This is a genomic window from Roseovarius spongiae, assembly GCF_003651245.1.
In the GTDB taxonomy this organism is placed as follows: Bacteria; Pseudomonadota; Alphaproteobacteria; order Rhodobacterales; family Rhodobacteraceae; genus Roseovarius; species Roseovarius spongiae.
Genome location: NZ_RAPE01000001.1, coordinates 1,178,798 through 1,203,570, shown reverse-complemented (window position 1 = coordinate 1,203,570; position 24,773 = coordinate 1,178,798). Strand labels below are relative to the sequence as shown.

General features: G+C 68.3%; 24 protein-coding genes, 1 tRNA gene and 1 riboswitch. Of the genes, 11 read left to right on the top strand and 14 right to left on the bottom strand.

From position 1 onward, the window contains the following. The first annotated feature begins 95 nt into the window (after positions 1 to 95). On the top strand, positions 96 to 1,025 hold the full coding sequence (gene rocF / locus D6850_RS05570) for an arginase (RefSeq protein ID WP_121165145.1): 930 nt from the start codon (positions 96 to 98) through the stop codon (positions 1,023 to 1,025). Positions 1,026 to 1,046: 21 nt separating this feature from the next. Continuing rightward, on the top strand, positions 1,047 to 2,102 hold the full coding sequence (locus tag D6850_RS05565; RefSeq protein WP_121164557.1) for an ornithine cyclodeaminase: 1,056 nt from the start codon (positions 1,047 to 1,049) through the stop codon (positions 2,100 to 2,102). 123 nt (positions 2,103 to 2,225) lie between these two features. Here the strand turns inward: D6850_RS05565 and D6850_RS05560 are convergent, their stop codons facing one another. After that, positions 2,226 to 2,474: an EF-hand domain-containing protein gene (locus D6850_RS05560; RefSeq protein WP_121164555.1), complete on the bottom strand. Its 249-nt coding sequence runs from the start codon at positions 2,472 to 2,474 to the stop codon at positions 2,226 to 2,228. A 249-nt stretch (positions 2,475 to 2,723) separates the two neighbouring features. Between D6850_RS05560 and D6850_RS05555 the strand changes: the two genes are divergently transcribed. The 7 genes from D6850_RS05555 to D6850_RS05525 all read left to right on the top strand — a co-directional run bounded on the left by D6850_RS05555 (position 2,724) and on the right by D6850_RS05525 (position 9,681). Then, on the top strand, positions 2,724 to 3,227 hold the full coding sequence (locus D6850_RS05555; RefSeq protein ID WP_121164553.1) for an RNA polymerase sigma factor: 504 nt from the start codon (positions 2,724 to 2,726) through the stop codon (positions 3,225 to 3,227). An 80-nt stretch (positions 3,228 to 3,307) separates the two neighbouring features. Continuing rightward, on the top strand, positions 3,308 to 4,321 hold the full coding sequence (locus tag D6850_RS05550) for a GlxA family transcriptional regulator (RefSeq protein ID WP_121164551.1): 1,014 nt from the start codon (positions 3,308 to 3,310) through the stop codon (positions 4,319 to 4,321). A 106-nt stretch (positions 4,322 to 4,427) separates the two neighbouring features. Then, positions 4,428 to 5,570 (top strand): aromatic ring-hydroxylating oxygenase subunit alpha, encoded by a 1,143-nt coding sequence (locus D6850_RS05545; protein ID WP_121164549.1) that lies wholly within the window; start codon positions 4,428 to 4,430, stop codon positions 5,568 to 5,570. A 72-nt stretch (positions 5,571 to 5,642) separates the two neighbouring features. Then, positions 5,643 to 7,178, top strand: a complete 1,536-nt coding sequence (gene betC, locus D6850_RS05540) for a choline-sulfatase (RefSeq protein WP_121164547.1) — start codon at positions 5,643 to 5,645, stop codon at positions 7,176 to 7,178. After that, positions 7,175 to 7,969 carry an SDR family NAD(P)-dependent oxidoreductase gene (locus tag D6850_RS05535; protein ID WP_121164545.1) on the top strand — a complete coding sequence of 265 codons (795 nt, stop codon included), beginning with the start codon at positions 7,175 to 7,177 and terminating at the stop codon, positions 7,967 to 7,969. The genes betC and D6850_RS05535 overlap by 4 nt, the downstream gene beginning before the upstream one ends. A gap of 48 nt (positions 7,970 to 8,017) precedes the next feature. Next, positions 8,018 to 8,755, top strand: a complete 738-nt coding sequence (locus D6850_RS05530) for an SDR family NAD(P)-dependent oxidoreductase (protein WP_121164543.1) — start codon at positions 8,018 to 8,020, stop codon at positions 8,753 to 8,755. After that, positions 8,755 to 9,681 carry a 3-hydroxyacyl-CoA dehydrogenase NAD-binding domain-containing protein gene (locus tag D6850_RS05525; protein ID WP_121164541.1) on the top strand — a complete coding sequence of 309 codons (927 nt, stop codon included), beginning with the start codon at positions 8,755 to 8,757 and terminating at the stop codon, positions 9,679 to 9,681. The genes D6850_RS05530 and D6850_RS05525 overlap by 1 nt, the downstream gene beginning before the upstream one ends. 33 nt (positions 9,682 to 9,714) lie before the next feature. Here D6850_RS05525 and D6850_RS05520 read toward each other — a convergent pair whose 3' ends face one another. The 6 genes from D6850_RS05520 to purM form a co-directional block, all read right to left on the bottom strand. Next, the gene (locus tag D6850_RS05520; RefSeq protein WP_425452355.1) at positions 9,715 to 10,545 is read right to left on the bottom strand and encodes an ABC transporter substrate-binding protein; all 831 of its coding nucleotides are present in this window, start codon (positions 10,543 to 10,545) and stop codon (positions 9,715 to 9,717) included. A 19-nt stretch (positions 10,546 to 10,564) separates the two neighbouring features. Then, positions 10,565 to 11,278 carry an ATP-binding cassette domain-containing protein gene (locus tag D6850_RS05515; protein WP_121164539.1) on the bottom strand — a complete coding sequence of 238 codons (714 nt, stop codon included), beginning with the start codon at positions 11,276 to 11,278 and terminating at the stop codon, positions 10,565 to 10,567. Continuing rightward, entirely contained in the window at positions 11,272 to 11,976 is a 705-nt protein-coding gene (locus D6850_RS05510; RefSeq protein WP_121164537.1) for an ABC transporter permease, read from the bottom strand. The genes D6850_RS05515 and D6850_RS05510 overlap by 7 nt, the downstream gene beginning before the upstream one ends. A gap of 104 nt (positions 11,977 to 12,080) precedes the next feature. After that, entirely contained in the window at positions 12,081 to 13,238 is a 1,158-nt protein-coding gene (rnd, locus tag D6850_RS05505; protein WP_121164535.1) for a ribonuclease D, read from the bottom strand. 101 nt (positions 13,239 to 13,339) lie between these two features. Then, a complete protein-coding gene (gene purN, locus D6850_RS05500; RefSeq protein WP_121164533.1) occupies positions 13,340 to 13,930 on the bottom strand; it encodes a phosphoribosylglycinamide formyltransferase in 591 nt (196 codons plus the stop codon). After that, positions 13,930 to 14,979 (bottom strand): phosphoribosylformylglycinamidine cyclo-ligase, encoded by a 1,050-nt coding sequence (gene purM / locus D6850_RS05495; RefSeq protein WP_121164531.1) that lies wholly within the window; start codon positions 14,977 to 14,979, stop codon positions 13,930 to 13,932. The genes purN and purM overlap by 1 nt, the downstream gene beginning before the upstream one ends. 104 nt (positions 14,980 to 15,083) lie before the next feature. On the opposite strand from purM, the gene D6850_RS05490 reads away from it, so the two are divergent. Beyond that, a tRNA-Ile gene (locus D6850_RS05490) sits at positions 15,084 to 15,160 on the top strand. 16 nt (positions 15,161 to 15,176) lie between these two features. Here the strand turns inward: D6850_RS05490 and ade are convergent. The 5 genes from ade to D6850_RS05465 form a co-directional block, all read right to left on the bottom strand. Beyond that, positions 15,177 to 16,871: an adenine deaminase gene (gene ade / locus D6850_RS05485; protein ID WP_121164529.1), complete on the bottom strand. Its 1,695-nt coding sequence runs from the start codon at positions 16,869 to 16,871 to the stop codon at positions 15,177 to 15,179. A gap of 67 nt (positions 16,872 to 16,938) precedes the next feature. After that, complete coding sequence (locus tag D6850_RS05480; protein WP_121164526.1) at positions 16,939 to 17,190, bottom strand: hypothetical protein; 252 nt, start codon at positions 17,188 to 17,190, stop codon at positions 16,939 to 16,941. A 100-nt stretch (positions 17,191 to 17,290) separates the two neighbouring features. Beyond that, positions 17,291 to 17,505: riboswitch (cobalamin riboswitch) on the bottom strand. Positions 17,506 to 17,583: 78 nt separating this feature from the next. Beyond that, on the bottom strand, positions 17,584 to 19,932 hold the full coding sequence (locus D6850_RS05475) for an ATP-dependent helicase (protein ID WP_121165141.1): 2,349 nt from the start codon (positions 19,930 to 19,932) through the stop codon (positions 17,584 to 17,586). A gap of 150 nt (positions 19,933 to 20,082) precedes the next feature. Beyond that, entirely contained in the window at positions 20,083 to 20,505 is a 423-nt protein-coding gene (locus D6850_RS05470; RefSeq protein ID WP_121164524.1) for a cell division protein ZapA, read from the bottom strand. After that, the gene (locus tag D6850_RS05465; RefSeq protein ID WP_121164522.1) at positions 20,505 to 21,038 is read right to left on the bottom strand and encodes a hypothetical protein; all 534 of its coding nucleotides are present in this window, start codon (positions 21,036 to 21,038) and stop codon (positions 20,505 to 20,507) included. Before D6850_RS05465 ends, D6850_RS05470 begins: the two co-directional genes overlap by 1 nt. 246 nt (positions 21,039 to 21,284) lie before the next feature. On the opposite strand from D6850_RS05465, the gene tkt reads away from it, so the two are divergent. Further along, positions 21,285 to 23,300 carry a transketolase gene (tkt, locus tag D6850_RS05460; RefSeq protein WP_121164520.1) on the top strand — a complete coding sequence of 672 codons (2,016 nt, stop codon included), beginning with the start codon at positions 21,285 to 21,287 and terminating at the stop codon, positions 23,298 to 23,300. 64 nt (positions 23,301 to 23,364) lie between these two features. On the opposite strand, the gene D6850_RS05455 is transcribed toward tkt, so the two are convergent. Next, positions 23,365 to 23,583: an N-(5'-phosphoribosyl)anthranilate isomerase gene (locus tag D6850_RS05455; protein WP_245964100.1), complete on the bottom strand. Its 219-nt coding sequence runs from the start codon at positions 23,581 to 23,583 to the stop codon at positions 23,365 to 23,367. 56 nt (positions 23,584 to 23,639) lie between these two features. After that, the gene (locus tag D6850_RS05450) at positions 23,640 to 24,611 is read right to left on the bottom strand and encodes a DUF808 domain-containing protein (protein WP_121164516.1); all 972 of its coding nucleotides are present in this window, start codon (positions 24,609 to 24,611) and stop codon (positions 23,640 to 23,642) included. Between the last annotated feature and the right edge of the window lie 162 nt (positions 24,612 to 24,773).

The window sequence follows — 24,773 nt, the reverse complement described above, 5'->3', positions numbered from 1 at the left end:
TTTCGATCAATCCACTTCCGATCAGTGCAAATTGATCGCTTCCAATCAACCCCTTTGCACATATCCTGTGGCCGACACAGCAAGACGAGGCGATGATGACACACAAGACCTGTATCCTGATCGGCGCGCCGATGGACAGCGGCAAACGCCGCCGGGGCTGCCTCATGGGGCCGGACGCCTACCGGGTGGCCGAAATCGGCCCTGCGCTCACCGATCTCGGGCTGAAGGTGCGCGACGCCGGCAACGTCACCCCGGACGACGCGCGCGCGCCTGACGCCCTGCCCGGCCACCTGCACGCGCCCGCCGAGATGATCGGCTGGACCTCCGCGCTCGCCCGCGCGGCCGAAGAGGCGCTGTCGCAGGGCGTGCCGATCTTCCTGGGCGGCGATCACGGGCTCGCGCTTGGCTCCGTCCTCGGGGCCGCGAACCACGCGGCGAACGAGGGCCGGCCGCTCTTTGTGCTGTGGCTCGACGCGCATACCGACTACCACACGCCGCAGAGCACGCAATCGGGCAACCTGCACGGCGCGCCGCTGGGCTACGTGACCGGGCGCGACGGGTTCCACGGCTTTCCCGAGGTCGCCCACCCGGTGCCGCACGAGAACATCTGCCTGCTCGGCCTGCGTTCCGTCGATCCGGCCGAACGCGACGAATTGCAGCGCACCGACATCCGTTACCACGACATGCGCAGCATCGACGAGACCGGCATCGCCCGTCCGCTCGAGGCGTTCCTGCGCGACGTGGCGGCGGCGAACGGGATGCTGCATGTTTCGCTCGATGTCGATTTCCTCGACCCCTCCTTCGCGCCCGCCGTCGGCACCACCGTGCCCGGCGGGGCGACGATCCGCGAAGCGCATCTGGCGATGGAGATCATCTGCGATTCCGGTCTCATGACCTCGCTCGACCTCGTGGAGCTGAACCCGTTCCTCGACGACCGCGGCCGCACCGCGCAGGTGATGGTCGATCTCGCCGCCTCGGCGTTGGGGCGGCGCGTCTTCGACCGCCCGACCCGCGCTTTTTCCTGACCTGCCAGACGGAGCCCCGACATGACCACCCTTACCCCTTCCGACAAGGCGCTCGTGCCCTTCGTGAGCGTCGATCACATGATGCAGCTCGTCCACCATATCGGCATCGAGGAGGTGCTCGCCGGCCTCGCCGACTACATCGAGGCCGATTTCAGGCGCTGGGAGCTGTTCGACAAGACCCCCCGCGTCGCCAGCCATTCCGCCGAGGGCGTGATCGAACTCATGCCGACCTCGGACGGCGAGGTCTACGGCTTCAAATACGTCAACGGCCACCCCAAGAACACCAAGGAGGGCCTCCAGACCGTCACCGCCTTCGGCCTGCTGGCGGATGTCGGCAACGGCTACCCGGTGCTGTTGTCGGAGATGACGATCCTGACCGCGCTGCGCACCGCCGCCACCTCCGCGCTGGTGGCGCGCTACCTCGCGCCGAAGGGCGCGACCACGATGGCGATGATCGGCAACGGCGCGCAGTCGGAATTCCAGAGCCTCGCGATGAAACGGATCGTCGGCATCGACACGGTGCGGCTCTGGGACACGGACCGCGCAGCGACCGAGAAGGCAGCGCGCAACCTTTCGGGCCTCGGCCTCAACGTCGTCAAATGCGACAGCGCCGAGGACAGCATGGAAGGCGCGCAGATCATCACCACCTGCACCGCCGACAAGCAATACGCGACGATCCTCACCGACAACATGATCGGCTCGGGCGTGCATATCAACGCGATCGGCGGCGACTGCCCCGGCAAGACGGAACTGGCGCCCGCGATCCTCGACCGTTCGGATGTTTTCGTGGAATTTCCGCCGCAGACCCGCATCGAGGGCGAGATCCAGCAGATGGCCGAGGATTTCACCGTGACCGAGCTCTGGAAGGTGATGACCGGCGCGGCGCAGGGGCGCACGAGCGCCGACCAGATCACGCTGTTCGACAGCGTCGGTTTCGCGATCGAGGATTTCAGCGCCCTGCGCTACGTGCGCGACCGGATCGCGGGCACGGATTACTATCACGATCTCGACCTGCTCGCGGACCCGGACGACCCGCGCGATCTCTTCGGCATGGTGAAACGCGCCGCGCCGCAATGACGAAAGCGCGCCCCGGACAAGGCCCGGGGCGCGCGATTTTCAAGCGGCGCGAATTTCCCGCGCCAATCCCCGGACCGCACCAATCTGGAGAAGAAACGCGGCCCGGGGGGACGGATCGGCGGGTCAGCCGTCCGTCGAGGCGGGGATCAGGCCTTGTTCCTGACCGGCCGCCATCTCGGAATCGTCAAGCGCGCCATCGCCGTTGGCATCCGCCTGGCTGAAGGCGTCCGCTGTAACATCCGGGAACACGGCCTGCACTTCTTCCAGCGTCATGAGGCCGTCGCCGTTCGCGTCGATCTCGGTCGCGCTTTGAGCGACGGCGGCCTGTGCGAGCGCGCCCAGTCCAATGGCGAGTGCGATGAATTTCGTCATTTCCGTATCTCCTGTAGTCTTTGTTGCGGGCAGACCTCATGCCTGCCTCACATCACAGGACGCCGAACGCGGGCATCGCGTCCCGCCCGGGTCCGGGCGTGGCGGGCGCTTGCCGATGGCGCAGGCGGTTCCGGCGCATCGCCGCTCAAAAAACGGGTTTGCGCGCGGTCGGCGAAATACCCCCGATTGCAGGATGCGCGGCTCGATGCACAGGTTAGGTGTCCCAGACCCAGCGACCGGAGCATCCCAATGCCCTGCCCGACCGATCTGCCCGAGACATTCATCGCCCTTCGCCCTGATCTCATACGCCTTGCCCGGCGCATCGCGGATAACGAAACCGAAGCCCAGGACCTGGTGCAGGAGGTGCTGCTGCGCCTCTGGCGGCGTCAGGACGAGGTGAGGCGCATCGCCGATCCGCGCGCCTACGCCCGCGCGGCGCTGCGCAACCTCTACCGGCAATCGCTGCGCCGCGCGCCGATGCTGGGCCTCGACGCGGCCGAGGAACCTGCGATCGAGCCGGACGTCTTCGCCGTTCTGGCGCTGAGCGATCTTGAACGCGCAATCACGCAGTTACCCAATGATCAGGCGCAGCTGATCCGACTCGTGGCGACGGGCGAAAGCAGCCCGCGCCGGCTCGCCCTGCGCACCGGCCTGCCGGCGGGCACGGTGATGTCGCGCCTCGCGCGCGCCCGCGCCGGCCTGCGCGAGGAACTGGGCCTCGCCCCCGGCGCTCCGGTCAGCGCGTTGATGTGAGCCCGCCAAGCCGCCTAGGCTGAGAGGCGCGCGGCGCTCAAATGGCTTGCATCGGACGTCGATTGTGCGGAAATGGCCGCATGAACCGTGCTGAGCCGCCGCCGCATCGCATCCTCATCGTCGTCACGCCGCATTTCAACCTGTCGGCGACGACCTCGTTCCTCGACCCGTTCCGCGCGGCCAACTACCTCGAGGGGCGCACCCTCTTCGGCTGGGAGGTGGCGTCGGAAGGCGGCGGCGCGTGCCTTGCCAGCAACGGCATGACGCTGGCCACCGCGCCGCTCGGCCCGTTGCTCGGCGCGCGCTGGGACATGGCCATCGTCTCGGCAAGCTGGACGCCCGAGGCCTATGCGACGCAGGCGCTGCGCAGCGCGCTCTGGCGGCTGGCGCGCGGCGGGGCGACGCTGGGCGCGCTCGACACCGGGGCGTTCATCCTGGCGCGCGCCGGGCTGCTCGACGGGCGGCGCGCGACGGTGCATTACGAACACATGGACGCCTTTGGCGAACGCTATCCCGACATCGCGCTCGGCGAGGAGCTGATGGTGCTCGACGGCGACCGGATCAGTTGCGGGGGCGGCGCGGCGACCTCGGATTTCGCGCTGCACATCATCCGCGGGCTGCATGGCGACGCGCTGGCCAACGCCGCGGCGCGCTACCTGCTGCATCCGCCGGTGCGCCCGGTGCAGGCGCCCCAGAACCCCGACGCCGCCGAGCCGCTGGGGCCGACCGCGCCCTCGGGCGTGCGCCGCGCGATCGCGCTGATGGAGCGCCACCTCGAGACGCCGCTGCCGATCGCCGCGCTCTGCGCGCGCATCGGGCTGTCGCAGCGCCAGCTCGACCGGCTGTTCAAGACCTACGTGCGCAAGACCCCGATGGCCTATTACCGCGACATCCGGCTCGACCGGGCGCGCGGGCTGGTGACGCAGACCGAGATGCCGATGGCGCAGGTGGCGCTGGCCTGCGGCTTCGCCAGCCAGGTGCATTTCAGCCGCGCCTACCGCCTCCGCTTTGGGCTGCCGCCCAGCCGCGACCGCATCGAAGGCCGGGTGCCGTTCGAGTTCCGGGCCTGGCCGATGCACAGCACACGGTCCTAATCTGTCCGATTGAGTCAAATCGGCGGCGGGTCATGCACAATCCCCGATCCGCGAAAGCGCCACTCTGAAACATATCGCCCTGGTCAGCCCCGCCCGGAGTTCCGCCATGTCCGCCTGCCTCACCGATCTTGATGTCGATCATATCTCGCAGGGCTATTCGTCCGACAGCGGGCGATCGCTCTCGCTGCGCGCCGACGCCTATACCGAGCAGAAGTGGTTCGAGGCCGACCGGCGCGCGATCCTCGGGCGCAGTTGGCAATGGGTCTGCCATGTCGAGAAACTGCGCGACCCCGGCAGCTATGTCGCCACCGAGATCGCCGGCCAGCCCATCGCCGTCGTGCGCGACCGCGAAGGCGCGCTGCGCGCCTTCTGGAACGTCTGCAAGCACCGCGCGCACCAGTTGCTGAGCGGCGAAGGCAACACCACGCGCATCATGTGCCCCTATCACGCTTGGGTCTACCGGCTCGACGGCGGGCTGGTCCGTGCGCCCGAGACCGAGCATCTGAGGGATTTCGACCCCGGCGCGATCTGTCTCGACCAGGTCCGGGTCGAGGAGTTCTGCGGCTTCATTTACGTGAATCTCGACCCCGAAGCCACTGACCTTGCCGAGCAATCCGGAAACCTAGGCACGGAGATCAGGCACTGGGCGCCCGATATCGACCGGCTGACCTTCGGCCACCGGCTTACCTACGATATCAGGTCGAACTGGAAGAACGTCATCGACAACTTTCTTGAATGCTATCACTGCCCCACCGCGCACAAGGATTTCTGCGATCTCGTGGACATGGACACCTACAAGGTGACCACCCACGGCATCTATTCCTCGCACATGGCCGACGCGGGCAAGGGCGCGAACAGCGCCTATGACGTGAGCAACGCGACCGTGCGCACCCACGCGGTCTGGTGGCTCTGGCCGACGACCTGCCTGATGCGCTACCCGGGGCGGTCCTCGATGATCGTGCTGAACGTCATTCCCGTGGGGCCGGACCGCACGCGCGAGACCTATGATTTCTACCTCGAGACGCCCGAGCCGGACCCCATGGAGCTGGACGCGATCCGCTATCTCGACGAGGTGTTGCAGGTCGAGGACATCGCGCTGGTCGAAAGCGTGCAGCGCGGCATGGCCACGCCCGCCTTTACCCAGGGGCGCATCGTCAACGACCCCTCCGGGTCGGGAAAATCGGAACATGCCGTGCATCATTTCCACGGCCTCGTCCTCGACGCCTACCGGGAGGCGGCGAATGGCTGAGGGCAGGAAAATTCGCACGAATGTTCTCCACTCCATTTTCATCATGCGAAGAAAATGCGGAGGGCCACGCGGATGACGCGGCCCAACATCGTCATCGTCATGGCGGATCAACTGGCCCCGCAATTCTGCGGCGCCTACGGTTATCAGGTCGCTAGGACGCCGCATATGGATGCGCTCGCCGCGCGGGGGATGCGCTTTGACGCGGCGTATTGCAACGCGCCGCTCTGCGCGCCGTCGCGCTTTGCGTTCATGTCCGGGCAGCTCATCAGCCGGATCGCCGCCTATGACAACGCGTCCGAGTTCCGCGCCAGCGTCCCGACCTTCGCGCATTACCTCAAGATGCTCGGCTATCACACCTGTCTGTCAGGGAAAATGCATTTCATCGGTCCCGATCAGATGCACGGGTTCCAGGACCGCGTGACCACCGATATCTACCCGGCCGATTTCGCCTGGACGCCCGACTGGGAGGCCCCGGACGAGCGGATCGACAAGTGGTATCACAACATGCAGACGGTGAAAGAAAGCGGCGTCGCGCAGGCCACCTACCAGATCGACTATGACGAGGAGGTGAGCTTTGCCGCGCGGCGCTGGCTCTTTGACCGCGCCCGAGACCGGGCCGCGGGGGCGCATGCGCCCTTTGCGCTGGTGGCGAGCTTCATCCACCCGCACGACCCTTATGTCGCGCGACCCGAGTTCTGGGATCTCTATACCGACGACGAAATCGACATGCCCGCCAACGTGTTCGCGCCAGAAGAGCAGGATCCGTTCTCGCGCCGGGTGATGGACGGGATCGAGGCGTCCTACGTCCCGCTCACCGACGCGGAGGTGCGCCGCGCACGCCGCGCCTACCTCGCCAATGTGAGCTATTTCGACAGCAAGCTCGGGGAAATCCTGCGCGCGCTCGAGGAAACCGGCGCGCTGGGGGAAACGGTCGTCATCGTCACCGCCGATCACGGCGACATGCTGGGCGAGCGGGGGCTGTGGTACAAGATGACCTTCTTTGAGCATTCCGCGCGCGTGCCGCTCATCATGGCCGGGCCGGGCATCGCCCAAGGCAGCGCGCCCAACGCCTGTTCGCTGGTGGACATGCTGCCAACGCTGATCGAGATCGCGGGCGGCGGCCCCGACATTCTGGGCGAGCCGGTCGACGGACGCTCGCTCATGCCGCTGGCGCGCGGCGAGCGGGACGCGCAGGACGTGGCGATCGGCGAATACTGCGCCGAGATGACGCCGGCCCCGGTCTTCATGATCCGGCGCGGCGCGCTGAAATACATCCATTGCGACGCCGATCCGCCGCAGCTCTACGACCTGGCCGACGACCCCGACGAGCTGGTGAACCGCGCGCGCGATCCGGCCTATGGCGAAGCCGCCGCCCGGTTCGCCGCCGAGGTCGCGGAGCGTTGGGACAGCGCGCAGCTGCGCGCCGACGTGATCGCCACGCAGAAATCGCGCCACGCGCTGCACGCGGCGATGGAGGCGGGCGCGGGCGCGGTGTGGGACTACGACCCGCCGCGCGACGCGTCCGGCGAATACGTGCGCAACCACATGGACTGGACCGTCGCCGCCGCGCGCTACCGCTATCCCCCGTTTCGGGAGGAAGGGCCATGACGCTGGCGGGCCGAACCGCGCTCGTCACCGGCGGGCGCGGCGGGATCGGGCGCGCGATCTGCGCGCGCCTCCTGCGCGAAGGGGCCACGGTCTATGCCGCCGACCTGAGCGAGGGCGGATCGCTTGGCGATGAGGGCGCGGACAGCGCGGAATTCGTCCGGTTTGACGTGACGCGCGAGGAGGACGCGAAATCCGTGATGGCGCTGGTGGCGCAGGCGCGGGGCCGGCTCGACATTCTCGTCAACGCCGCCGGAATCGAAATCGAGAAGACCATCGAGGACACGACGCTCGAGGAGTGGAACCGCAGCTTTGCCGTCAACGTCACCGGCACGTTCCTGACCTCCAAGCACGCCCTGCCCCTGCTGCGCGCGGCCGCGCGCCAGACCGGCGGGGCCAGCATCGTCAATTTCGGCTCATACGACGGGTTCATCGCCGATCCGGGTCTTGCCGCCTATTGCGCGACCAAGGGCGCGGTTCACGCGCTGACCCGCGCGATGGCCTGCGACCACGGCCCCGAGGGCATCCGCGTCAACGCGGTTTGCCCGGGCTATATCGACACCCCGATGTTGCAGAGCTTCTTCGGCGGCGAGGGCTCGGGCGGCGGGGGCAAGTCCATCGATGATCTGCAACAGGCGGTGCGCGACGTGCATCCGCTGCGCCGCTACGGCACGCCCGAGGATATCGCGAACCTCGTCAACTGGCTCTCATCGGACGAGGCGCGCTATGCCTCGGGGCAGCTATGGGTGCTGGACGGCGGCCTGAGCGCGCAGGTCCAGCAGATGCGCCTGTAAGAGAGGTGGGAATGAGTATTTGTGGAACATTGAAAGCACGGGGTCCTAATGGGTAGCGGTGTGGCGATCGTGACTGGCGGGGGGCGCGGGATTGGGCGGGCGATCGTGGCGCGCCTGGCGGCGGAGGGATACAAGGTGGTGACCTGCGGACGTGGGGCGCGGCCCGACGATCTCGACACGGCGGTCGACTGGGTGCAGGCGGACGTGGCGCGCCCCGGTGACGCGGAGCGCATCAATGAGGCGGCAGGCGACGCGGCCCTGCTGGTCAACAACGCGGGCGTGCAGGTCGAGAAGACCGTGACCGAGAGCAGCGATACGGATTGGGACGCGGTGGTGGGCGTCAACTGCCGGGGCGTCTTCAACATGTGCCGTGCGGTCCTGCCGGGGATGGAGCGGCGCGGCGGCTCCATCGTCAATATCGGTTCCATCTCGGGGCGGGCCGCGGACCCGTCGATGGCGCTTTACAATGCGTCCAAGGCCTGCGTGCACGGGCTGACGCGCTCAATCGCCGTCGATCACGGGCCGCGCGTGCGTTGCAACGCGGTCTGCCCGGGCTGGATCATGACCGAAATGGCCGAGGACGCATTCGCGCTGGCGCGCGATCCCGAGGCGGCGCGGCGCGACGCGCTGACGCGCCATCCGGTCGGGCGGATGGGAACGCCCGAGGACATCGCGAACATGGTGGCCTGGCTCGCCTCGGACGCGGCCGCCTACGTGAGCGGCGCCTGTTTCACGGTGGATGGCGGCATGACCGCCGCCTCGCCGCTCAGACCGGGAGTGTTCTGATGGAGATCACGCATGTCGCAAGCCTCGGCGCGGGGGTGATCGGGGCGAGCTGGACCGCGCTGTTCCTCGCCTCGGGGCGCTCGGTCGCGGTGCATGATCCGGCGCCTCAGGCCGAGGACGGGCTGCGCCGCTATGTCGAGGCCGCCTGGCCGACGCTCGAGGAACTCGGGCTTGCGGCGCGGGGAACGCCGGACGCGCTGCGCTTTTGCGCGGATGCGCGCGCGGCGGTCGAAGGGGCGAATTTCGTGCAGGAGAGCGTGCCCGAGCGGCTGGAGGTCAAGCACACGCTCTTTGCGGAAATCGAGCCGGCCCTCGAACCGGGCGCCATCGTCGCCAGCTCCGCCTCGGGGCTGACGCTGGGGCAGATGCAGCCCGGCTTCAGCGATCCGGCGCGCCTCGTGCTGGGGCATCCGTTCAACCCGCCGCACCTCATCCCGCTGGTCGAGGTGATGGGCAACGACGCCACCGCGCCGGGCGTGGTCGAGGATGCGCTGCGCTTCTACGAGGCGGTGGGCAAAGTGACGATCCGGCTTAACCGCGAGGCGCCGGGCCATGTGGCGAACCGCCTTCAGGCTGCGGTCTGGCGCGAGGCGATCCACCTCGTGCAGCAGGGCGTGGCCAGTGTCGGCGACGTGGACCGCGCCATGTGGGCCGGGCCTGGGCTGCGCTGGGCGCTGATGGGGCCGACCGCGCTTTTCAGCCTCGGGGCGGCGGGCGGCTTACAGGCGTTCTGCGACCATTTCCGCGACACGTTCAACGGCTGGTGGGACGACATGGGCGCGCCCGTGCTCGACGACGAAACCATCGCGATGCTGGTTCGGGGCGCGGCCGAGGCCGCCGGCGACGAAAGCCACGACGAAATGGCGGCCCGTCGCGACGCCATGATCGCCGATCTGCGAAAGGCGCTGCGCCCGCATCGGGGATGATCCCGTTGCTGCGGGCACAGCCGGTTCAGGCGCTCATTCGGCCGCTTGCGATGCGTCCGTCTGCTCGGCGTTGAAGGTGAAGAGTTGCTGGTCGGCGATGCGGTAGCCGTCGATCAGCTCCTTGGCGCGGTCGCTCGTCAGCCACTCCTCGAGGTTCTGCGCAAGGTCGTTGCGGATGTGATCGCCCTTGTCCGGGTTCACCGGCAGGTAGGCGTACTGGTTGAACAGCAATGGATCGCCCGAATAGAGCAGCGCCAGATCGCCCTTGTTCCCGAAGTTGAGCCAGCTGGCCCGGTCGGACATGATGTAGGCGTCGATACCGGCAGCGGTGTTGAGCGCGGCGCCCATGCCCGCGCCGACCGGCTTGTACCAGTCGCCAAGCGCATCGGGTTTGAGCCCGATGGCGGCCCACAGGCTCAGCTCCTTCTTGTTGGTGCCGCTGTCGTCGCCGCGGCTGACAAAGGGGGCCTCGGTCTCGGCGATGGCCTTGAACGCGGCGGGCGCGCTTTCGGACTCGGCGATGCCGGCGGGGTCGTCTTCGGGGCCGATGAGGACGAAGTCGTTATACATGATCTCGCGCCGGTGGGTCGCGTCGCCATCGGCGACGAATTTCTCTTCCGCCGCCTTTGAGTGAACCAGCACCGCATCGACATCGCCCGCCTCGCCCAGGCGCAGCGCCTGGCCGGTGCCGACGACCAGCAGTTGCACGTCGATTCCGGTATCCTCCTTGATCGCGGGCAGCAGCACCTCGGCGAGCCCGGAATTCTCGAACGACGTGGTCACCGCCATCTTCATGGCTTCGGCATGCGCCAGCGGCGCGATCAGAACGGTGGCGATGGCCGCCGATACCAGGTGTTTCAACATCTCGCAGTCTCCTTCACTGTTACTCTACGATATCGCCCGCCAGGAAGGCGCGGGCCTGCGCCGTTCCGGGGGAATGGAAAAACTCGGGGGCCGGGCCGCGTTCGTGCACCCTGCCCCGCAGCAGGAACACCGCGTCGCGCGCCAGCCGCCTTGCCTGGCCCATGTCATGGGTGGACAGGATCACCCGCGTGCCGCCTTTCGCGGCAGTTTCGATCAGGGTCTCGACCTCGCGCGTGGCGCCCCCGTCGAGCGAGGCGCTCGGCTCATCGAGAAACAGCACGGCCGGTTCGATGATCAACGCCCGCGCGATGGCGAGCTTCTGCTTCTCGCCGCGCGACAGCACGGTGGCGGGCCGGCCCTCGGCCGCGCCGAGCCCGATGCGCCCGCACCACTCCCGCCCGAGCGCCAGCGCCGCCTTGCGGGCCATGCCGCCCGCCCGCAGCGGGTAGATCAGGTTCTCCAGCACCGAGCGACGCAGCATCACCGGAGTCTGGAACACGAATGCCTGCGCGCGGCGCGCCTGCGTCGCCGGGCAGGCCCAGCGCACGGTCCCGGCATTGAGCCGCGTGATGCCGTGCAGCGCCTGCAACAGCGTCGTCTTGCCCGCGCCGTTGGGACCGATGACGACGGTGACGCCGTCGCCCTCTATATTCAGGTCGACCGGCCCGATCAGCCGCTTGCCGCGGCGCGTCACGGTGACGCCGGTCGCGACGAGGGGCAGCATCTCTACCATTGCTGCCCCCGTTCCGTCCGGCTGAGCCAGTGGATCGCGAGGTTCACCGCGATGGCCAGCGCGATCAGCACGAAGCCGAGACCGAGCGCGAGGGCGAAATTGCCCTTGCCGGTCTCGAGCGCGATGGCGGTGGTCATCACCCTGGTGGCGTGGTCGATATTGCCGCCCACCACCATGATCGCGCCGACCTCGCCGATGGCGCGCCCGAACCCGGCCAGCGCCGCCGTCAGCAAGGAGCGCCGCCCGTCCCAGAGCAGCGTGGCGATCCGCTGGCGCTGCGTCGTGTCGAGCGAGATCAGCAGGTCGTGATACTCCGCCCAGAGTTCGCGCAGCGACTGGTGCGCGATCGAGGCGACCAGCGGCACGATGATGATCACCTGCGCGATGATCATCGCCGTCGGCGTGAACAGCAGCCCCAGCACGCCAAGCGGCCCGGCGCGCGACAGCAGCACGTAGACCACGAGCCCGACGACGACCGGCGGCAGCCCCATCAGCGCGTTGAGAATCGCGATGGTCGCGCGGCGCAGCCGGAAACGGCGCACCGCCAGCAACGCCGCCAGCGGCAGCGCGATCACGCAAGCGATCGCCAGCGCGCTCAGCGTCACCCGCAAGGAGCGCAGCGCGATCTCGATGAGATCGGGGTCGAGCGTGATGAGAAGACGCGCCGCCGCATACAGCCCGCCCCAGAGGTCCGTCATGGCAGCGGCTCAACTTGGTAACTTCTGCTACCACCGCACCATGCATTCCTGCCCTGAAGAGGCAAGGAGAAAAGGACGCCGGAAGTGCGCGGGCCGTCGGGCGCTCAGAGCGTCACTGTTCCGATCGCGCTGCCCTCGACGCAGAGCGCGATCCTGCCGTCGCAGAGCTTCAGCGCCTCCTCCCCGAACACCTCGCCGCGCCAGCCTTTGAGGGCGGGCGCATCGCGGCGCCCGGCGGCGATCGCGTCGAGGTCCGAGGCGGTCGCGATCAGCTTGGAAGCGACGCCCTCGCGCTCGGAGACGCCCTTGAGCAGCACCCGCAGCAGATCGGCGATGGCCGGATTGACCTGCATCCGGTCGCGGCTGTCGTTGGGCTTCGGCTGCTCCTCGGGCGGCACGGCCAGCCCCGCCTCCACCGCCGCGAGGATACCTTCGGCGATCTCTCCCTTGCGCGCCTCGCGCAAGAGCAGGCGCGAGCGTCCGAGATCCTGCGGCGTGGCGGGCTTGGTCGCGGCCAGTTCGACCAGCGCGTCGTCCTTGAACACCCGGTTGCGCGGGATGTTGCGGGCCTGTGCGTAGGCTTCGCGGAACCGCGCCAGTTCGCGCACGATGGCGAGGAACCGCCCCGAATTGTTGCGGGTCTTGATCCGCCGCCAGGCGTTCTCGGGGTGCGTCACGTAGGTCTCCGGGTCGTTCAACACGGCCATTTCCTCGGCCACCCACTTGTCGCGCCCGCTTTTCTCAAGCTCGCGCGCGAGGTACTCGTAGATCTTGCGCAGGTGCGTCACGTCGGCCAGCGCGTATTTCTTCTGCGCCTCCGACAGCGGGCGGCGCGACCAGTCGGTAAAGCGCGAGGATTTGTCGACCTGCTGGCGCGCGATCCGCTTGACCAGCGTTTCATAGCCGGCCTGCTCGCCAAAGCCGCAGACCATCGCCGCGACCTGCGTGTCGAACAGCGGCGTCGGGATCAGGCCTGCGTCGATATAGAATATCTCGAGATCCTGGCGCGCGGCGTGGAACACCTTGACCACGTTCTCATTGCGGAAAAGGTCATAAAGCGGCTCAAGTGAGATATCCCCCGCTAGCGGATCGACCAGCGCGGCGCTGTCGTCATCCTCGCCCGGCATGGCGAGCTGCACGAGGCAGAGCTTGGAATAATAGGTCCGCTCGCGCAGGAATTCCGTATCGACGGTGACGTAGGGCTGTTTCGCAGCCTCCGCGCAGAAGGCGGCGAGAGCTTCGGTAGTGGTGATAGTCTGCATGGGGTGGTTTTGCTTCTTTCGCGTTGTGGCTCATTGGCCCCCGGATGGGGCTTTCTATACGGCAGCGCGCGCGGAATGAAAACGCCCCGATTTGCGCGCCCTCAGGGCAGGTGGATCGGCGTGCGATCCCCCGCCGCGAAGCGCCGCAGCACCGCCGGATAAAGCCGGTGCTCCATCTCCAGCACACGCGCGGCGAGGCTGTCAGGCGTGTCGTCCGCGCGCACCGGCACCCGCCCCTGCCCGAGGATCGGCCCGTCATCGAGCGCCGGCGTGACCTCGTGCACCGTGCAGCCATGCTCGGCCTCGCCGGCGTGGAGCGCGCGGGCATGGGTGCCAAGCCCGCGGTATTTCGGCAGAAGCGACGGGTGGATATTGATCATCCGCCCCCGCCAGCGGCCGACGAAGCCTTCGGTCAGCACCCGCATGAACCCGGCAAGGCAGACGATGTCGGGGCGGTGCGCCGCAACGACGCCGTGCAGTTCTTCCTCGAACGCCGCCCGGTCGCCCCTGTGCGGGCGGTGATCGACCACCGCCGTCGGCACGCCCATGTCAGCGGCGCGTTGCAGTCCGCCCGCGTCCGCGCTGTTGGCCAAGACGAGGCAGGGCCGCGCCGGATGAGCGCCCGTCATGCTCTGCGCGAGGGCGACCATGTTGGACCCGCCCCCCGAGATCAGGATGGCGACCCGCTTCATCAGCCGAGCGCGCCGTCATACCGCACGCCCGCGCCCTCGACGACCTCGCCCAGCCGCGTCACCGTCTCGCCGCCCGCCTCGAGCAGCGTGACCAAGCCTTCGGCGGCGCCCGCGTCCACGACGAGGATCATGCCGATCCCGCAGTTGAAGGTCTTGAGCATCTCCGCGCCGTCCAGCGCGCCGGTCTCGCGCAGCCAGCGGAACACGCCCGGCAGCGTCCATGCGTCCAGATCGATCCGCGCGCCAAGCCCCTCGGGCAGCACGCGCGGCAGGTTCTCGGTCAGCCCGCCGCCGGTGACATGCGCCAGCGCATGAACGCCCCCGGCGCGGATCGCCGCCAGCGCGGGGCGCACGTAAAGCCGCGTCGGCGTCAGCAAATGCGCGCCCAGCGTGCCGTCCCCGGCCCAGGGGCAGTCCGCCTCCCATCCGAGGCCCGAGACCTGCACCAGCTTGCGCACGAGCGAATAGCCGTTGGAATGCACCCCGTCGCTCGAGAGCCCCAGCAGCACGTCGCCCGCGCCGACGCCCGCGGGGAGCGCCGCGCCCCGCTCCATCGCGCCCACGGCGAACCCGGCGAGGTCGAAGTCGTGGCCGTCATACATGCCCGGCATCTCGGCCGTCTCGCCCCCGATCAGCGCGGTGTTCGCACGCGCGCAACCCTCGGCGATGCCCTCTATCACCTCTGCGGCCGCGTCGGCGCGCAGCTTGCCCGTGGCGAAATAGTCCAGAAAGAAAAGCGGCTCCGCCCCCTGACAGACAAGGTCGTTGACGCACATCGCGACCAGGTCGATCCCCACGCCGCCGACATGGCCGGTGTCGATCGCGATGCGCAGCTTCGTGCCCACCCCGTCCGTCGCCGCGACGAGGACAGGATCATCGTAGCCGGCCGCCTTCAGATCGAACAGCGCGCCGAATCCGCCCAGCCCGGCCATGACGCCGGGCCGCTCGGTGCGTTTGGCGGCCGGCTTGATCCGCTCGACCAGCGCATTGCCCGCGTCGATATCGACGCCCGCGTCGGCATAGGTGATGGGTTGTTTCGTGTCGGTCATGGCGCATCCCCGCAATTGGCGCCGGATTAGACCATCCCCACCACGCGCGCAATCGCGAAAGCCTTGACGCGCCGCGCGCCGCTGACTACGACGCGACACATGGCGGGCCTGTAGCTCAACTGGTTAGAGCAGAGCGCTCATAACGCTTTGGTTGCGGGTTCAAGTCCTGCCGGGCCTACCATACGCCGCCGCCCAACTCAGCCGATGATCTCGAAGCGGGTGACGTCGACCATGCCGCGATCCGTGATCTTGAGCGCGGGGATCACCGGCAGCGCGAGGAACGCCAGTTGCAGGAACGGCTCGCGCAGCGTCACGCCAAGTGCGCGCGCCGCGTCGTGCAGCCGCGCGAGGTCTGATTGCACCTCCTCGAACGGCGCGAGGCTCATCAGTCCGGCGACCGGCAGAGCCAGTTCGGCGCGCACTTCGCCCCCCTCCGCCACCACGAAGCCGCCCTCGATCTCGGCCAGACGGTTCGCCGCCAGCGCCATGTCGGCGTAGTCGACGCCCACGCAGGCGATATTGTGATGGTCGTGACATACAGTCGAAGCGATGGCGCCCGCGCGCAGGCCGAAACCGCGCACGAATCCGGTGGCGATGTTGCCGTTCTTCCCGTGCCGCTCGATCACCGCGACGCGGGCGAGGTCGCGTTCGGGGTCGGGACGCTTGTCGCCGTCCTCGATGGCGATCTTCTCGCGCAGATGCTCGGTGAGGATCAGCCCCTCCTTGATGCCGATCACATCCGTATCCTCGCGGTTGCCCGGCGCGCGGAAGCTCGCAGCGTCAAGCGGCGGCGCCGTGACCGAGCGCCGCCCGATTGGCGCGAGCGGCGCGCGCGCGGCGAAGGCGTCAGGCCCGACCTGTCGCCCGGCGCAGAACACCATCCTTACGTCGCAATCCTCAAGTGAGCCGACCGCCACGATATCCGCACGCCGCCCCGGCGCGATCAGCCCGCGATCGCGCAACCCGAAGGCCTCGGCCCCCGACAGCGACGCGGCGCGATAGGCGGCCAGCACCGGCGCGCCAAGCGCGATGAGCGTGCGGATCATGTGATCGAGATGCCCCTCCTCCGCAATGTCGAGCGGGTTGCGGTCGTCCGTGCACAGGCAGATGTATGGCGCGCTTCGCTCGTCCAGCAGCGGTTGCAGCGCGTGCAAGTCCTTGGATACGGATCCTTCGCGGATCAGCACCCGCATTCCCTTCTGCAGCTTCTCGCGCGCCTCCGCGGCGGTGGTCGCCTCGTGCTCGGTGCGGATGCCGGCGGCCAGATAGGCGTTGAGATCGCACCCCGAAAGCTGCGGCGCGTGCCCGTCGATATGCCTTCCCTCGAACAGGGTGAGCTTGTCCATCACGTCAGGATCGCGGTGTATCACGCCGGGATAATTCATGAATTCCGCCAAACCGATCCCCGATGGATGACCGCGCAGCTTTGCCAGCGCGGCGGCGTCGATGCGCGCGCCCGAGGTCTCCATGTCGGTCGAGGGCACGCAGGAACTGAGCTGCACGCGCAGGTCCATCACCATGTTCTCCGAGGCGCGCTGAAACCACCTGATCCCGTCCACGCCCAGCACGTTGGCGATCTCGTGCGGGTCGCAGATCGCGGTCGTGATCCCGTGGGGCGCGACGCAGCGGTCGAACTCGTAAGGCGTGACCAGGCTGCTCTCGACATGCAGGTGCGTATCGATGAAACCGGGGACGAGCGTGAGGCCGCTCACGTCCACCACCTCGCGCCCCTCGTAGCCCTCGCACGTCCCGACGATGGCGTCGCCGCAGATCGCGACATCGCCCTCCAGCAGCGCGCCGGTCACGAGGTCGAACACCCGCCCGCCGCGCAGCACCAGATCGGCGGGGGCATCCCCCCGGCCTTGCGCGATTCGCGTTTCCAGATCGGCCATGCCGCGTCCCCTTCCGTTCTGCTTGCCGCCGACTGTAGGCCGCGCGGGCGCAAAGCGAAAGCGCCGCTCAGTGCGCCCTCGCCCGCCTGCGCCGCCCCGGCGCGCGGCAGAGCGGCTGGCAGGCGTCGTGCAGAAGGTCCACGAAGGCGCGCGCCGCGTCGCTGCGCACACGCTGCGCCGCGACGGCGTTCAGCGCGTCCTGCGCCGCCTCGTCCCCGGTGAAGGCCCATTCGAGAAAACCCAGCCGCGCCACGTCCTGCGCCGCGCTGCCGGTGGCGGGGCTGCGTTCCAGTCCCTCGATGATTCGTGTCGCTGTCATGTCGTCTTCTCCCTGGCCACACCCCGGGCCATGCGGGGCGAGGGAAAAGGCGAATCGGACGGGCGCGACATGCCCGAAAACCGTCCGCACCGCCCCTCGCGGTTTCGGTTGTCCCGGGGCTGGTTTCCGGACTCGGGCGGTCGGGCGTTCGCGGCCCGGTGATCGCAGCGCCTTCCCGGACCTATCGGGCCCAGTGGCATGTTGCGCGATCCCCTCCCTTACCGTTGCGGGGGCAGTGCCGGCCTTTCACCGGCTTCCCAATTCTCCGCGCGCGGGCGTCAGCCCGGTTGCGGCACCTCGGACTCCCACGGTAACAGCGCGGGGCGCGCGCGCAACAGCCGATTGCGGCAGGATGCAGGCAGGTTGCGGCACGGGGGCCGCGGGCGCTCGGCTTCAGAAGGGGATGTCGTCCGCCGCCGAGATGAAGCGCGCGACGACCTTCTTGGTCCCCGCCTTCTCGAAGTCGACCTCGAGCTTGTCGCCCTCGATCCCGACCACCGCGCCATAGCCGAATTTCTGGTGAAACACCCGTTCACCCATGGTGTGACTGCTGACCGCCTTCATGTCGATCACCGTGTTGCGCGTCTCTGCGGGCTGCGACAGGGGGCGCTGCCCGGCGCGGGCCTGCATCCGCTTCCAGCCGGGCGAGTTGTAGACATCCGCCCTGGCCGCGCGCGCGTCGACGCTGTTCTGCACGCCGCCCGCCGCGGCGCCGTAGCCGCCGCCGTAAAGGCCCGGCGGGGTGAGCACCTCGACATGCGCTTCGGGCAGTTCGTCGATGAAGCGCGAGGGCAGCGCCGATTGCCACTGGCCGAACACCCGCCGGTTGCCGGCGAAGGAAATCGTGCAGACCTCCTCGGCGCGGGTGATGCCGACATAGGCGAGCCGGCGCTCCTCCTCGAGCCCCTTTTCCCCGCTTTCGTCCATCGAGCGTTGCGAGGGGAACAGCCCGTCCTCCCAGCCCGGCAGGAAGACGACCGGAAACTCCAGCCCCTTGGCGGCGTGCAGCGTCATGATGCTGACCTTCTCGCCCGATTCGGCCTGTTCGTTGTCCATGATGAGGCTCACGTGCTCAAGGAACCCTTGCAGGTTCTCGAACTGCTCCAATGCCTTGACCAGCTCCTTGAGGTTCTCGAGCCGCCCCGGCGCCTCGGGCGTCTTGTCGTTCTGCCACATCTCGGTGTAGCCGCTTTCGTCGAGGATCTGCCCGGCAAGCTCCACGTGGCCGACCGTGTCCTCGCCCAGAAGCCGCCCCCAGCGCGCGAGGCCGTCGATCAGCTTGCGCAACTCCGCGCCGCCCTTGCCGCCAAGCCCGCCCTGTTCGAGCAGGATGCGCGCGCCCTCGACCAGCGGCACGCCGTGTTCGCGCGCGGTGATCTGTATCTTCTGCTGCGCCTTGTCGCCGAGGCCGCGCTTGGGCGTGTTCACGATCCGCTCGAAGGCGAGGTCGTCGGCCGGGCTGGTCACGACGCGGAAATAGGCCATCGCGTCGCGGATCTCGAGCCGCTCGTAGAAGCGCGGGCCGCCGATCACGCGGTAGGGCAGACCGATCGTCAGGAACCGGTCCTCGAAGGCGCGCATCTGGTGAGAGGCCCGCACGAGGATCGCCATTTCGTCAAGGCCGAAGGGCCGCTGCCGCCGCGTGCCGCGCTGCATCGCCTCGATCTCCTCGCCGATCCAGCGCGCCTCCTCCTCGCCGTCCCAGTGGCCGATCAGGCGGACCTTCTCGCCTTCCTCGGTCTCGGTCCAGAGCTCCTTGCCCAGACGCCCCCTGTTGCCCGCGATGACGCCCGAAGCGGCGGCGAGGATATGCGGGGTCGAGCGGTAATTCTGCTCCAGCCGCACCACATGCGCGCCGGGAAAATCCTTCTCGAAGCGCAGGATGTTGCCCACCTCCGCGCCGCGCCAGCCATAGATCGACTGGTCGTCGTCGCCCACGCAGCAGATATTCTGATGCCCGCCCGCCAGAAGGCGCAGCCAGAGATACTGCGCCACGTTGGTGTCCTGGTATTCGTCGACGAGAATGTAGCGGAACCAGCGCCGGCATTGCTGCAAGACGTCGTCATGGGTCTGGAAGATCGTGACCACGTGCAAGAGCAGGTCGCCGAAATCGACCGCGTTGAGCTCCTTCAGCCGCGCCTGGTATTGCGCATAGAGCGCCGGGCCCTTGCCGTCAAAGGCGCTCGCCTCGGACGCGGGCAGCTTGTCGGGCGTCCAGGCGCGGTTCTTCCAGTTGTCGATGATTCCGGCCAGAACGCGCGGCGGCCAGCGCTTGTCGTCGATATTCGCCGCCTGCACGAGCTGGCGCAACAGGCGGACCTGATCATCGGTGTCCAGGATCGTGAAATTCGACTTCAACCCGGCAAGCTCCGCGTGCCGGCGCAGGAGCTTCACGCAGACCGCGTGAAATGTGCCGAGCCACGGCATCCCCTCGATATCGCGGCCCAGCATCCGCCCCACGCGCTCTTTCATCTCGCGCGCGGCCTTGTTGGTGAAGGTGACGGCGAGGATCTCGTTCGGGCGCGCGCGCCCGGTGTTGAGCAGATGCACGATGCGCGAGGTCAGCGCCTTGGTCTTGCCCGTGCCGGCCCCGGCGAGCATCAGGACCGGGCCATCGAGAGTTTCGACCGCGCGGCGCTGTTCGGGGTTGAGATCGTCGAGATAGGGCGCGCCGCGCGCGCCGACCGCCCGCGCGGAGAGCGACGCGGCCTCGAAGGCGTCGGAATCGGAAGAACTGCTCATGGCGCGCAGCTTAGCGGGGTTCATGCCCGAGATAAAGATGTTCGGGCAATGTTCCGGGCGATCCATTCCCCGACCGGCACGGGCGCGCCGACCTCCGCGAAGACGTCCCGACGCAACCCGCCCGGCCCGCCGGGCGCGGCATGCGCCGCGTCAGCCTTCGTTCGGAGTCGCGCCGCCGCTTTCGGCCCGCTTCTCCTCGACCGTCTCGGCGAGCGCCTCGGCGCGGGCGGCGATCTCGGCAAGCGTATCGCTCACCGAAGGCGGCACGACCGGCACCTCGATGCGTTCGGGTTCCGGCGCGGGGGCGTTGCGCAACTGGCCGAGTTCGGCCTCCTTCTCGGCCATCCGGTCCTCGGCCTCGCGCAGCTTGTCCTGCATGCCGGCGGTCTTGTCGGCAAGCATCAGACCGGCCATTAACAGCATCCTCGATTCCGGGATGCGCCCGATCTGGGAGATCAGCGCCGAGGCCTCGTCGTCAAGCATCTTGGCGGCGGATTGCAGGTAATGCTCTTCGCCCTCCTGGCAGGCCACCTGGAAGGTTCGCCCGCCGATCTCGATATCCACTTCGGGCATCAGCTTTCCTCCTTCTGCGGCGCGTCGCCGGCCGCGCCGGACTCGCCCGCCGACGCCACGAGCCGGTCGAGCTCCTTAAGAACCGCCTCGACCTCGGCGCGGTCGGCCGCGCGCGCGGCGCGCAGACCTTCGAGCTCGGCCATCATCGCCTTGTTGATCAAGTGGGGCTCGACCACGCCGGTGGCGTTGGCCTCGCGCAGGGCGGCGTTGTTGTCGCGCAACTGCTGGTTGGCGTGGCGCAGCGCCTGCAAGTCGGCGTCGAGGCTGCGCAACGCGCCCGCGCGGCTTGCGCTCTGGGCGTCGGACACGGCGGCGTCGGCCCGTTCCTCGGCCTCTTTCACCCTTGCTCCGAGCTGCTTGACCCGCTCCTTGAGCTGCGCATTGGCGAGCTTCTCATCCTCGAGCTGCGCGCGCAGCGCCTCGAGCTCGTCGCTCGGACCCGGCGCGCCCTGCGGCCCGAGCGCGTCCAGCCCCTGGCCGATCCGGTCCAGCGCGGCCATGATCCGCCCCTGCATGGCGTCAATTTCGCTCATCTCGTCCCTGTCCTCGCTCCTGTCGGGCGGCCGTGCGAATCGCCTTTCGGCCTGATTTCAGCCAAGTCTAGTGTGTTTTTGCCGGTTTCTGAATCACAGAGTTCCCGAAAAGCGCCGCATCGCTCGCAAGTTGCGCGCCACTCTTCACTTCGAGGCCGCCGCAGGGGCGCGCGACGGGCGCTTGAACTTTGGCTCCGGGCTGATATTCAGCCTCACAGTTGCCCCCCACCCGAAGGAAATGCACCCGTGGATATCGCCGCCCTGCGCCAAGCCCATCCCGATCACTGGTCCAAGGCGACCGCCATCCGCGCGCTGACGCTGGATGCGGTCGACGCGGCGAATTCCGGCCATTCCGGCATGCCGATGGGGATGGCCGACGTGGCCACCGTGCTGTTCGGCAAGCATCTGAAATTCGATGCCTCCGCCCCCGACTGGCCCGATCGCGACCGCTTTATCCTGAGCGCGGGGCATGGCTCCATGCTGCTCTACTCGCTGCTGCATCTCGTGGGCGACGCGCAGTTCCCGCTGTCGCAGATCAAGGACTTCCGCCAGTGGGGCGCGCGCACCGCGGGCCATCCCGAGAATTTTCTCGCCGACGCGATCGAGACCACGACCGGTCCGCTGGGCCAGGGGATCGCCAACGCCGTGGGTTTCGCGATGGCCGAGGAAATGCTGCGCGCGCGCTTCGGGCGCAAGCTGGTGGATCACCACACCTACGTCGTCGCCGGCGACGGCTGCCTCATGGAAGGCGTCAGCCAGGAGGCGATCACGCTCGCCGGGCGGCAGGCCCTGGGCAAGCTCATCGTCTTCTGGGACAACAACGCGATCACCATCGACGGTGAGGTGGACCTCGCCGACCGCACCGATCAGCCCAAGCGATTCCGCGCCGCGGGCTGGCAGGTGATCGAGATCGACGGGCATGACCCGGACGAGATCGACGCGGCCATCGAGAAGGCCAAGAAGGGCCGCCGTCCGACGATGATCGCCTGCAAGACGCATATCGCGCTGGGGCACGCGGCGCAGGACACGTCCAAGGGCCACGGCGCGCTGACCGACGACGCGCAGAACGCCGCCGCCAAGGCCGCCTATGGCTGGACCGCCGGCCCCTTCGAGGTGCCCGCCGACATCAAGTCCGCCTGGGAAGAGATCGGTCGCCGCGGCGCGCCCGAGCGCGCTGCGTGGCAGGACCGGATGGGCGAGGCCTCCGAGCGGCGGCAAAAGGAATTCGCCCGCGTGATCGCCGGCGAGGCGCCGAAGAAACTCGGCGCCCGGATCAAGGCGCTGAAGAAACAGATCAGCGAGGAAGCGCCCAAGGTCGCCACCCGCAAGTCGTCCGAGATGGTGCTCGAGGTCGTGAATCCGATCATGCCCGAGACCGTCGGCGGCTCGGCGGACCTGACGGGGTCGAACAACACGAAAACCGGCGATCTCGGCCTTTTCGACACCGACAACCGCAAGGGCCGCTATGTCCATTACGGCATCCGCGAACACGGCATGGCGGCGGCGATGAACGGCATGGCGCTGCATGGCGGCGTCCGCCCCTATGGCGGCACGTTCATGTGCTTCACCGATTACGCGCGCCCGGCGATGCGACTCGCCGCGTTGATGCAGGTTCCGACCGTGTTCGTGATGACACATGACAGTATCGGGCTGGGCGAGGACGGCCCGACCCACCAGCCCATCGAACACCTTGCGATTTCGCGCGCCACGCCCAACACGATGGTGTTCCGCCCCTGCGACACGATCGAGACGGCCGAGGCGTGGGAACTGGCGCTCGCCAGCACGTCGACGCCCTCGGTGCTGTCGCTCACGCGCCAGGGCGTGCCGACGCTCAGGACCGAGCATCGCAACAAGAACCTCAGCGCGCAGGGCGCCTACGTGCTGGCCGAGGCCGAGGGCAAGCGGCAGGCGATCCTGATCGCCACCGGCTCGGAGGTGCAGGTGGCCATGCAGGCGCGCGAGATGTTGCAGGCCGAAGGCATCGGCGCCCGCGTCGTATCCATGCCCTGCTGGGAGTTGTTCGAGGCGCAGGACGAGGCCTATCGTCGCCGCGTGCTGCCCGCCGGGCCGGTGCGCGTCGGCGTCGAGGCGGCGGCGCGCATGGGCTGGGACCGCTGGCTCTGCGGCGAGCGCGGCAAGGCGGCCAAGACGGATTTCGTCGGCATGGACCGCTTCGGCGCGTCAGCCCCCGCCGAGGTGCTGTTCGAGAAATTCGGCATCACCGCCGAGGTCGTCGCGGAAAGGGTCAAGGCGCTGCTCTGAGCGCCGAGAGGGAAGACTTTTCCCTGAAAAGTCTTCCCAAAACTCTTTGGAAAAGAGTTTTGGTTCAGCACACTACATGGACCGGCTCGTCGTTGCAGAATACGATGAACTGGCCGGCGTTCTCGACCATGTGAAACCCGCGCCGGCGCACCTCGGCCTCAAAGGCGCGGCGCCCCATCAACCGCTCCACGTCCCGCACCGCGCGGCGCACCACGCCGCCCTTGATCGCCGCCTTGGAGGCGAAGACGGCGTAAAGCCAGGTTTCGTGTTCGGGGTATCGCATCGGCACGGTCATCCGCCCGACACTGGCACATCATGGTTAGCGACAGGTTAACCCGCTCATACGACCGGGTTGAGCCGTCGCAGCCGGCCCCAGAGCGGCCCGATCACCCGTGTGCCGATCGGGATGAGAACCAGCCCGACCGCAAGACCCAGCACCGCGTCCATCAGCGCCGTCAAGCCCCAGCCGAGCGCTCCTGCATATGCGCCGCCGCGCCCTTCCAGCACACCGGCCACGGCGCTTCGGATGAGCGCGTCCGGCGCATGCCAGCCCAGTTCATGCGCCCCATGCACCAGGATCGACCCGCCGACCCAGAGCATCGCCGCCGTACCCACCACCAGCAACAGCGCCAGGAACCCGGGCATCCCCGCCACGATCGCGCGCCCGGCCGACCGCGTGAGGCGCAGCCGGCCCTTCCTGCTCATCAGCAGGCCGATATCGTCCATCTTCACGATCAGCGCCACGCTGCCGTAGACCGCCACGGTAATCCCCACCGCCACGACGAAGAGCGTCGCCGCCTCCATCCAGAACCCGCTCTCGGGAATCGCGGCAAGCGCGATGGTCATGATCTCGGCCGAAAGGATGAAATCGGTCTTGATCGCACCCGCGATCTTTCTTTCCTCCAGATGCCTGGGATCGCCCTTCGCGTCCTCTGCCCCGTCACCGTGCCCGGCTGGCGCGAACAGCTTGCGCCAGACCTTCTCGGCCCCCTCGAAACACAGATACGCGCCGCCCAGCATCAGCAGGATCGGGATCAGCCAGGGCGCGTAGTTCGACAGCAACAGCCCCGCTGGCAGCAGGATCAGCAGCTTGTTGCGGATCGACCCCAGCGCGATGCGCCCGACGATGGGCAACTCGCGCGCCGGCGCGAAGCCCTGCACGTAGCCGGGCGAGACCGCTGCGTCATCGATCACCGCCCCGGCGGTCTTGGCGCCCGCCTTGGCCGCCTGCGCCGCCACGTCGTCGACCGAGGCCGCCGCAACCTTGGCGATCGCCGCCACGTCGTCCAGCAGCGCCAGCAATCCGCTCATCGCATGTCTCCCCGTCGGCCCGGTACCGCGCGTCACCGCCCGCCTGCAAACTCCTGCGCATCGCGCACCTGCGGCGCGGCCCGGATCCGTTAACGCTATCACGCCGCAGGGGCCGTTTTACACCTTTCACGGCTCGGCGGCGCGGACTATACGCCCCTCAAC

What these genes read in the sequence shown, in the direction of transcription:
- D6850_RS05545 (WP_121164549.1), top strand. Translation starts at nt 4,428, where the DNA reads ATGTCCGCCTGCCTCACCGATCTTGATGTCGATCATATCTCGCAGGGC.
- D6850_RS05510 (WP_121164537.1), bottom strand. Translation starts at nt 11,976, where the DNA reads ATGACGGACCTCTGGGGCGGGCTGTATGCGGCGGCGCGTCTTCTCATC.
- D6850_RS05560 (WP_121164555.1), bottom strand. Translation starts at nt 2,474, where the DNA reads ATGACGAAATTCATCGCACTCGCCATTGGACTGGGCGCGCTCGCACAG.
- betC (WP_121164547.1), top strand. Translation starts at nt 5,643, where the DNA reads ATGACGCGGCCCAACATCGTCATCGTCATGGCGGATCAACTGGCCCCG.
- purM (WP_121164531.1), bottom strand. Translation starts at nt 14,979, where the DNA reads ATGACCGACACGAAACAACCCATCACCTATGCCGACGCGGGCGTCGAT.
- D6850_RS05515 (WP_121164539.1), bottom strand. Translation starts at nt 11,278, where the DNA reads ATGGTAGAGATGCTGCCCCTCGTCGCGACCGGCGTCACCGTGACGCGC.
- D6850_RS05455 (WP_245964100.1), bottom strand. Translation starts at nt 23,583, where the DNA reads ATGCGATACCCCGAACACGAAACCTGGCTTTACGCCGTCTTCGCCTCC.
- D6850_RS05525 (WP_121164541.1), top strand. Translation starts at nt 8,755, where the DNA reads ATGGAGATCACGCATGTCGCAAGCCTCGGCGCGGGGGTGATCGGGGCG.
- purN (WP_121164533.1), bottom strand. Translation starts at nt 13,930, where the DNA reads ATGAAGCGGGTCGCCATCCTGATCTCGGGGGGCGGGTCCAACATGGTC.
- D6850_RS05475 (WP_121165141.1), bottom strand. Translation starts at nt 19,932, where the DNA reads ATGAGCAGTTCTTCCGATTCCGACGCCTTCGAGGCCGCGTCGCTCTCC.
- D6850_RS05480 (WP_121164526.1), bottom strand. Translation starts at nt 17,190, where the DNA reads ATGACAGCGACACGAATCATCGAGGGACTGGAACGCAGCCCCGCCACC.
- D6850_RS05555 (WP_121164553.1), top strand. Translation starts at nt 2,724, where the DNA reads ATGCCCTGCCCGACCGATCTGCCCGAGACATTCATCGCCCTTCGCCCT.
- rnd (WP_121164535.1), bottom strand. Translation starts at nt 13,238, where the DNA reads ATGCAGACTATCACCACTACCGAAGCTCTCGCCGCCTTCTGCGCGGAG.
- D6850_RS05535 (WP_121164545.1), top strand. Translation starts at nt 7,175, where the DNA reads ATGACGCTGGCGGGCCGAACCGCGCTCGTCACCGGCGGGCGCGGCGGG.
- D6850_RS05465 (WP_121164522.1), bottom strand. Translation starts at nt 21,038, where the DNA reads ATGAGCGAAATTGACGCCATGCAGGGGCGGATCATGGCCGCGCTGGAC.
- D6850_RS05565 (WP_121164557.1), top strand. Translation starts at nt 1,047, where the DNA reads ATGACCACCCTTACCCCTTCCGACAAGGCGCTCGTGCCCTTCGTGAGC.
- D6850_RS05550 (WP_121164551.1), top strand. Translation starts at nt 3,308, where the DNA reads ATGAACCGTGCTGAGCCGCCGCCGCATCGCATCCTCATCGTCGTCACG.
- rocF (WP_121165145.1), top strand. Translation starts at nt 96, where the DNA reads ATGACACACAAGACCTGTATCCTGATCGGCGCGCCGATGGACAGCGGC.
- D6850_RS05520 (WP_425452355.1), bottom strand. Translation starts at nt 10,545, where the DNA reads ATGTTGAAACACCTGGTATCGGCGGCCATCGCCACCGTTCTGATCGCG.
- D6850_RS05470 (WP_121164524.1), bottom strand. Translation starts at nt 20,505, where the DNA reads ATGCCCGAAGTGGATATCGAGATCGGCGGGCGAACCTTCCAGGTGGCC.
- ade (WP_121164529.1), bottom strand. Translation starts at nt 16,871, where the DNA reads ATGGCCGATCTGGAAACGCGAATCGCGCAAGGCCGGGGGGATGCCCCC.
- D6850_RS05450 (WP_121164516.1), bottom strand. Translation starts at nt 24,611, where the DNA reads ATGAGCGGATTGCTGGCGCTGCTGGACGACGTGGCGGCGATCGCCAAG.
- D6850_RS05530 (WP_121164543.1), top strand. Translation starts at nt 8,018, where the DNA reads ATGGGTAGCGGTGTGGCGATCGTGACTGGCGGGGGGCGCGGGATTGGG.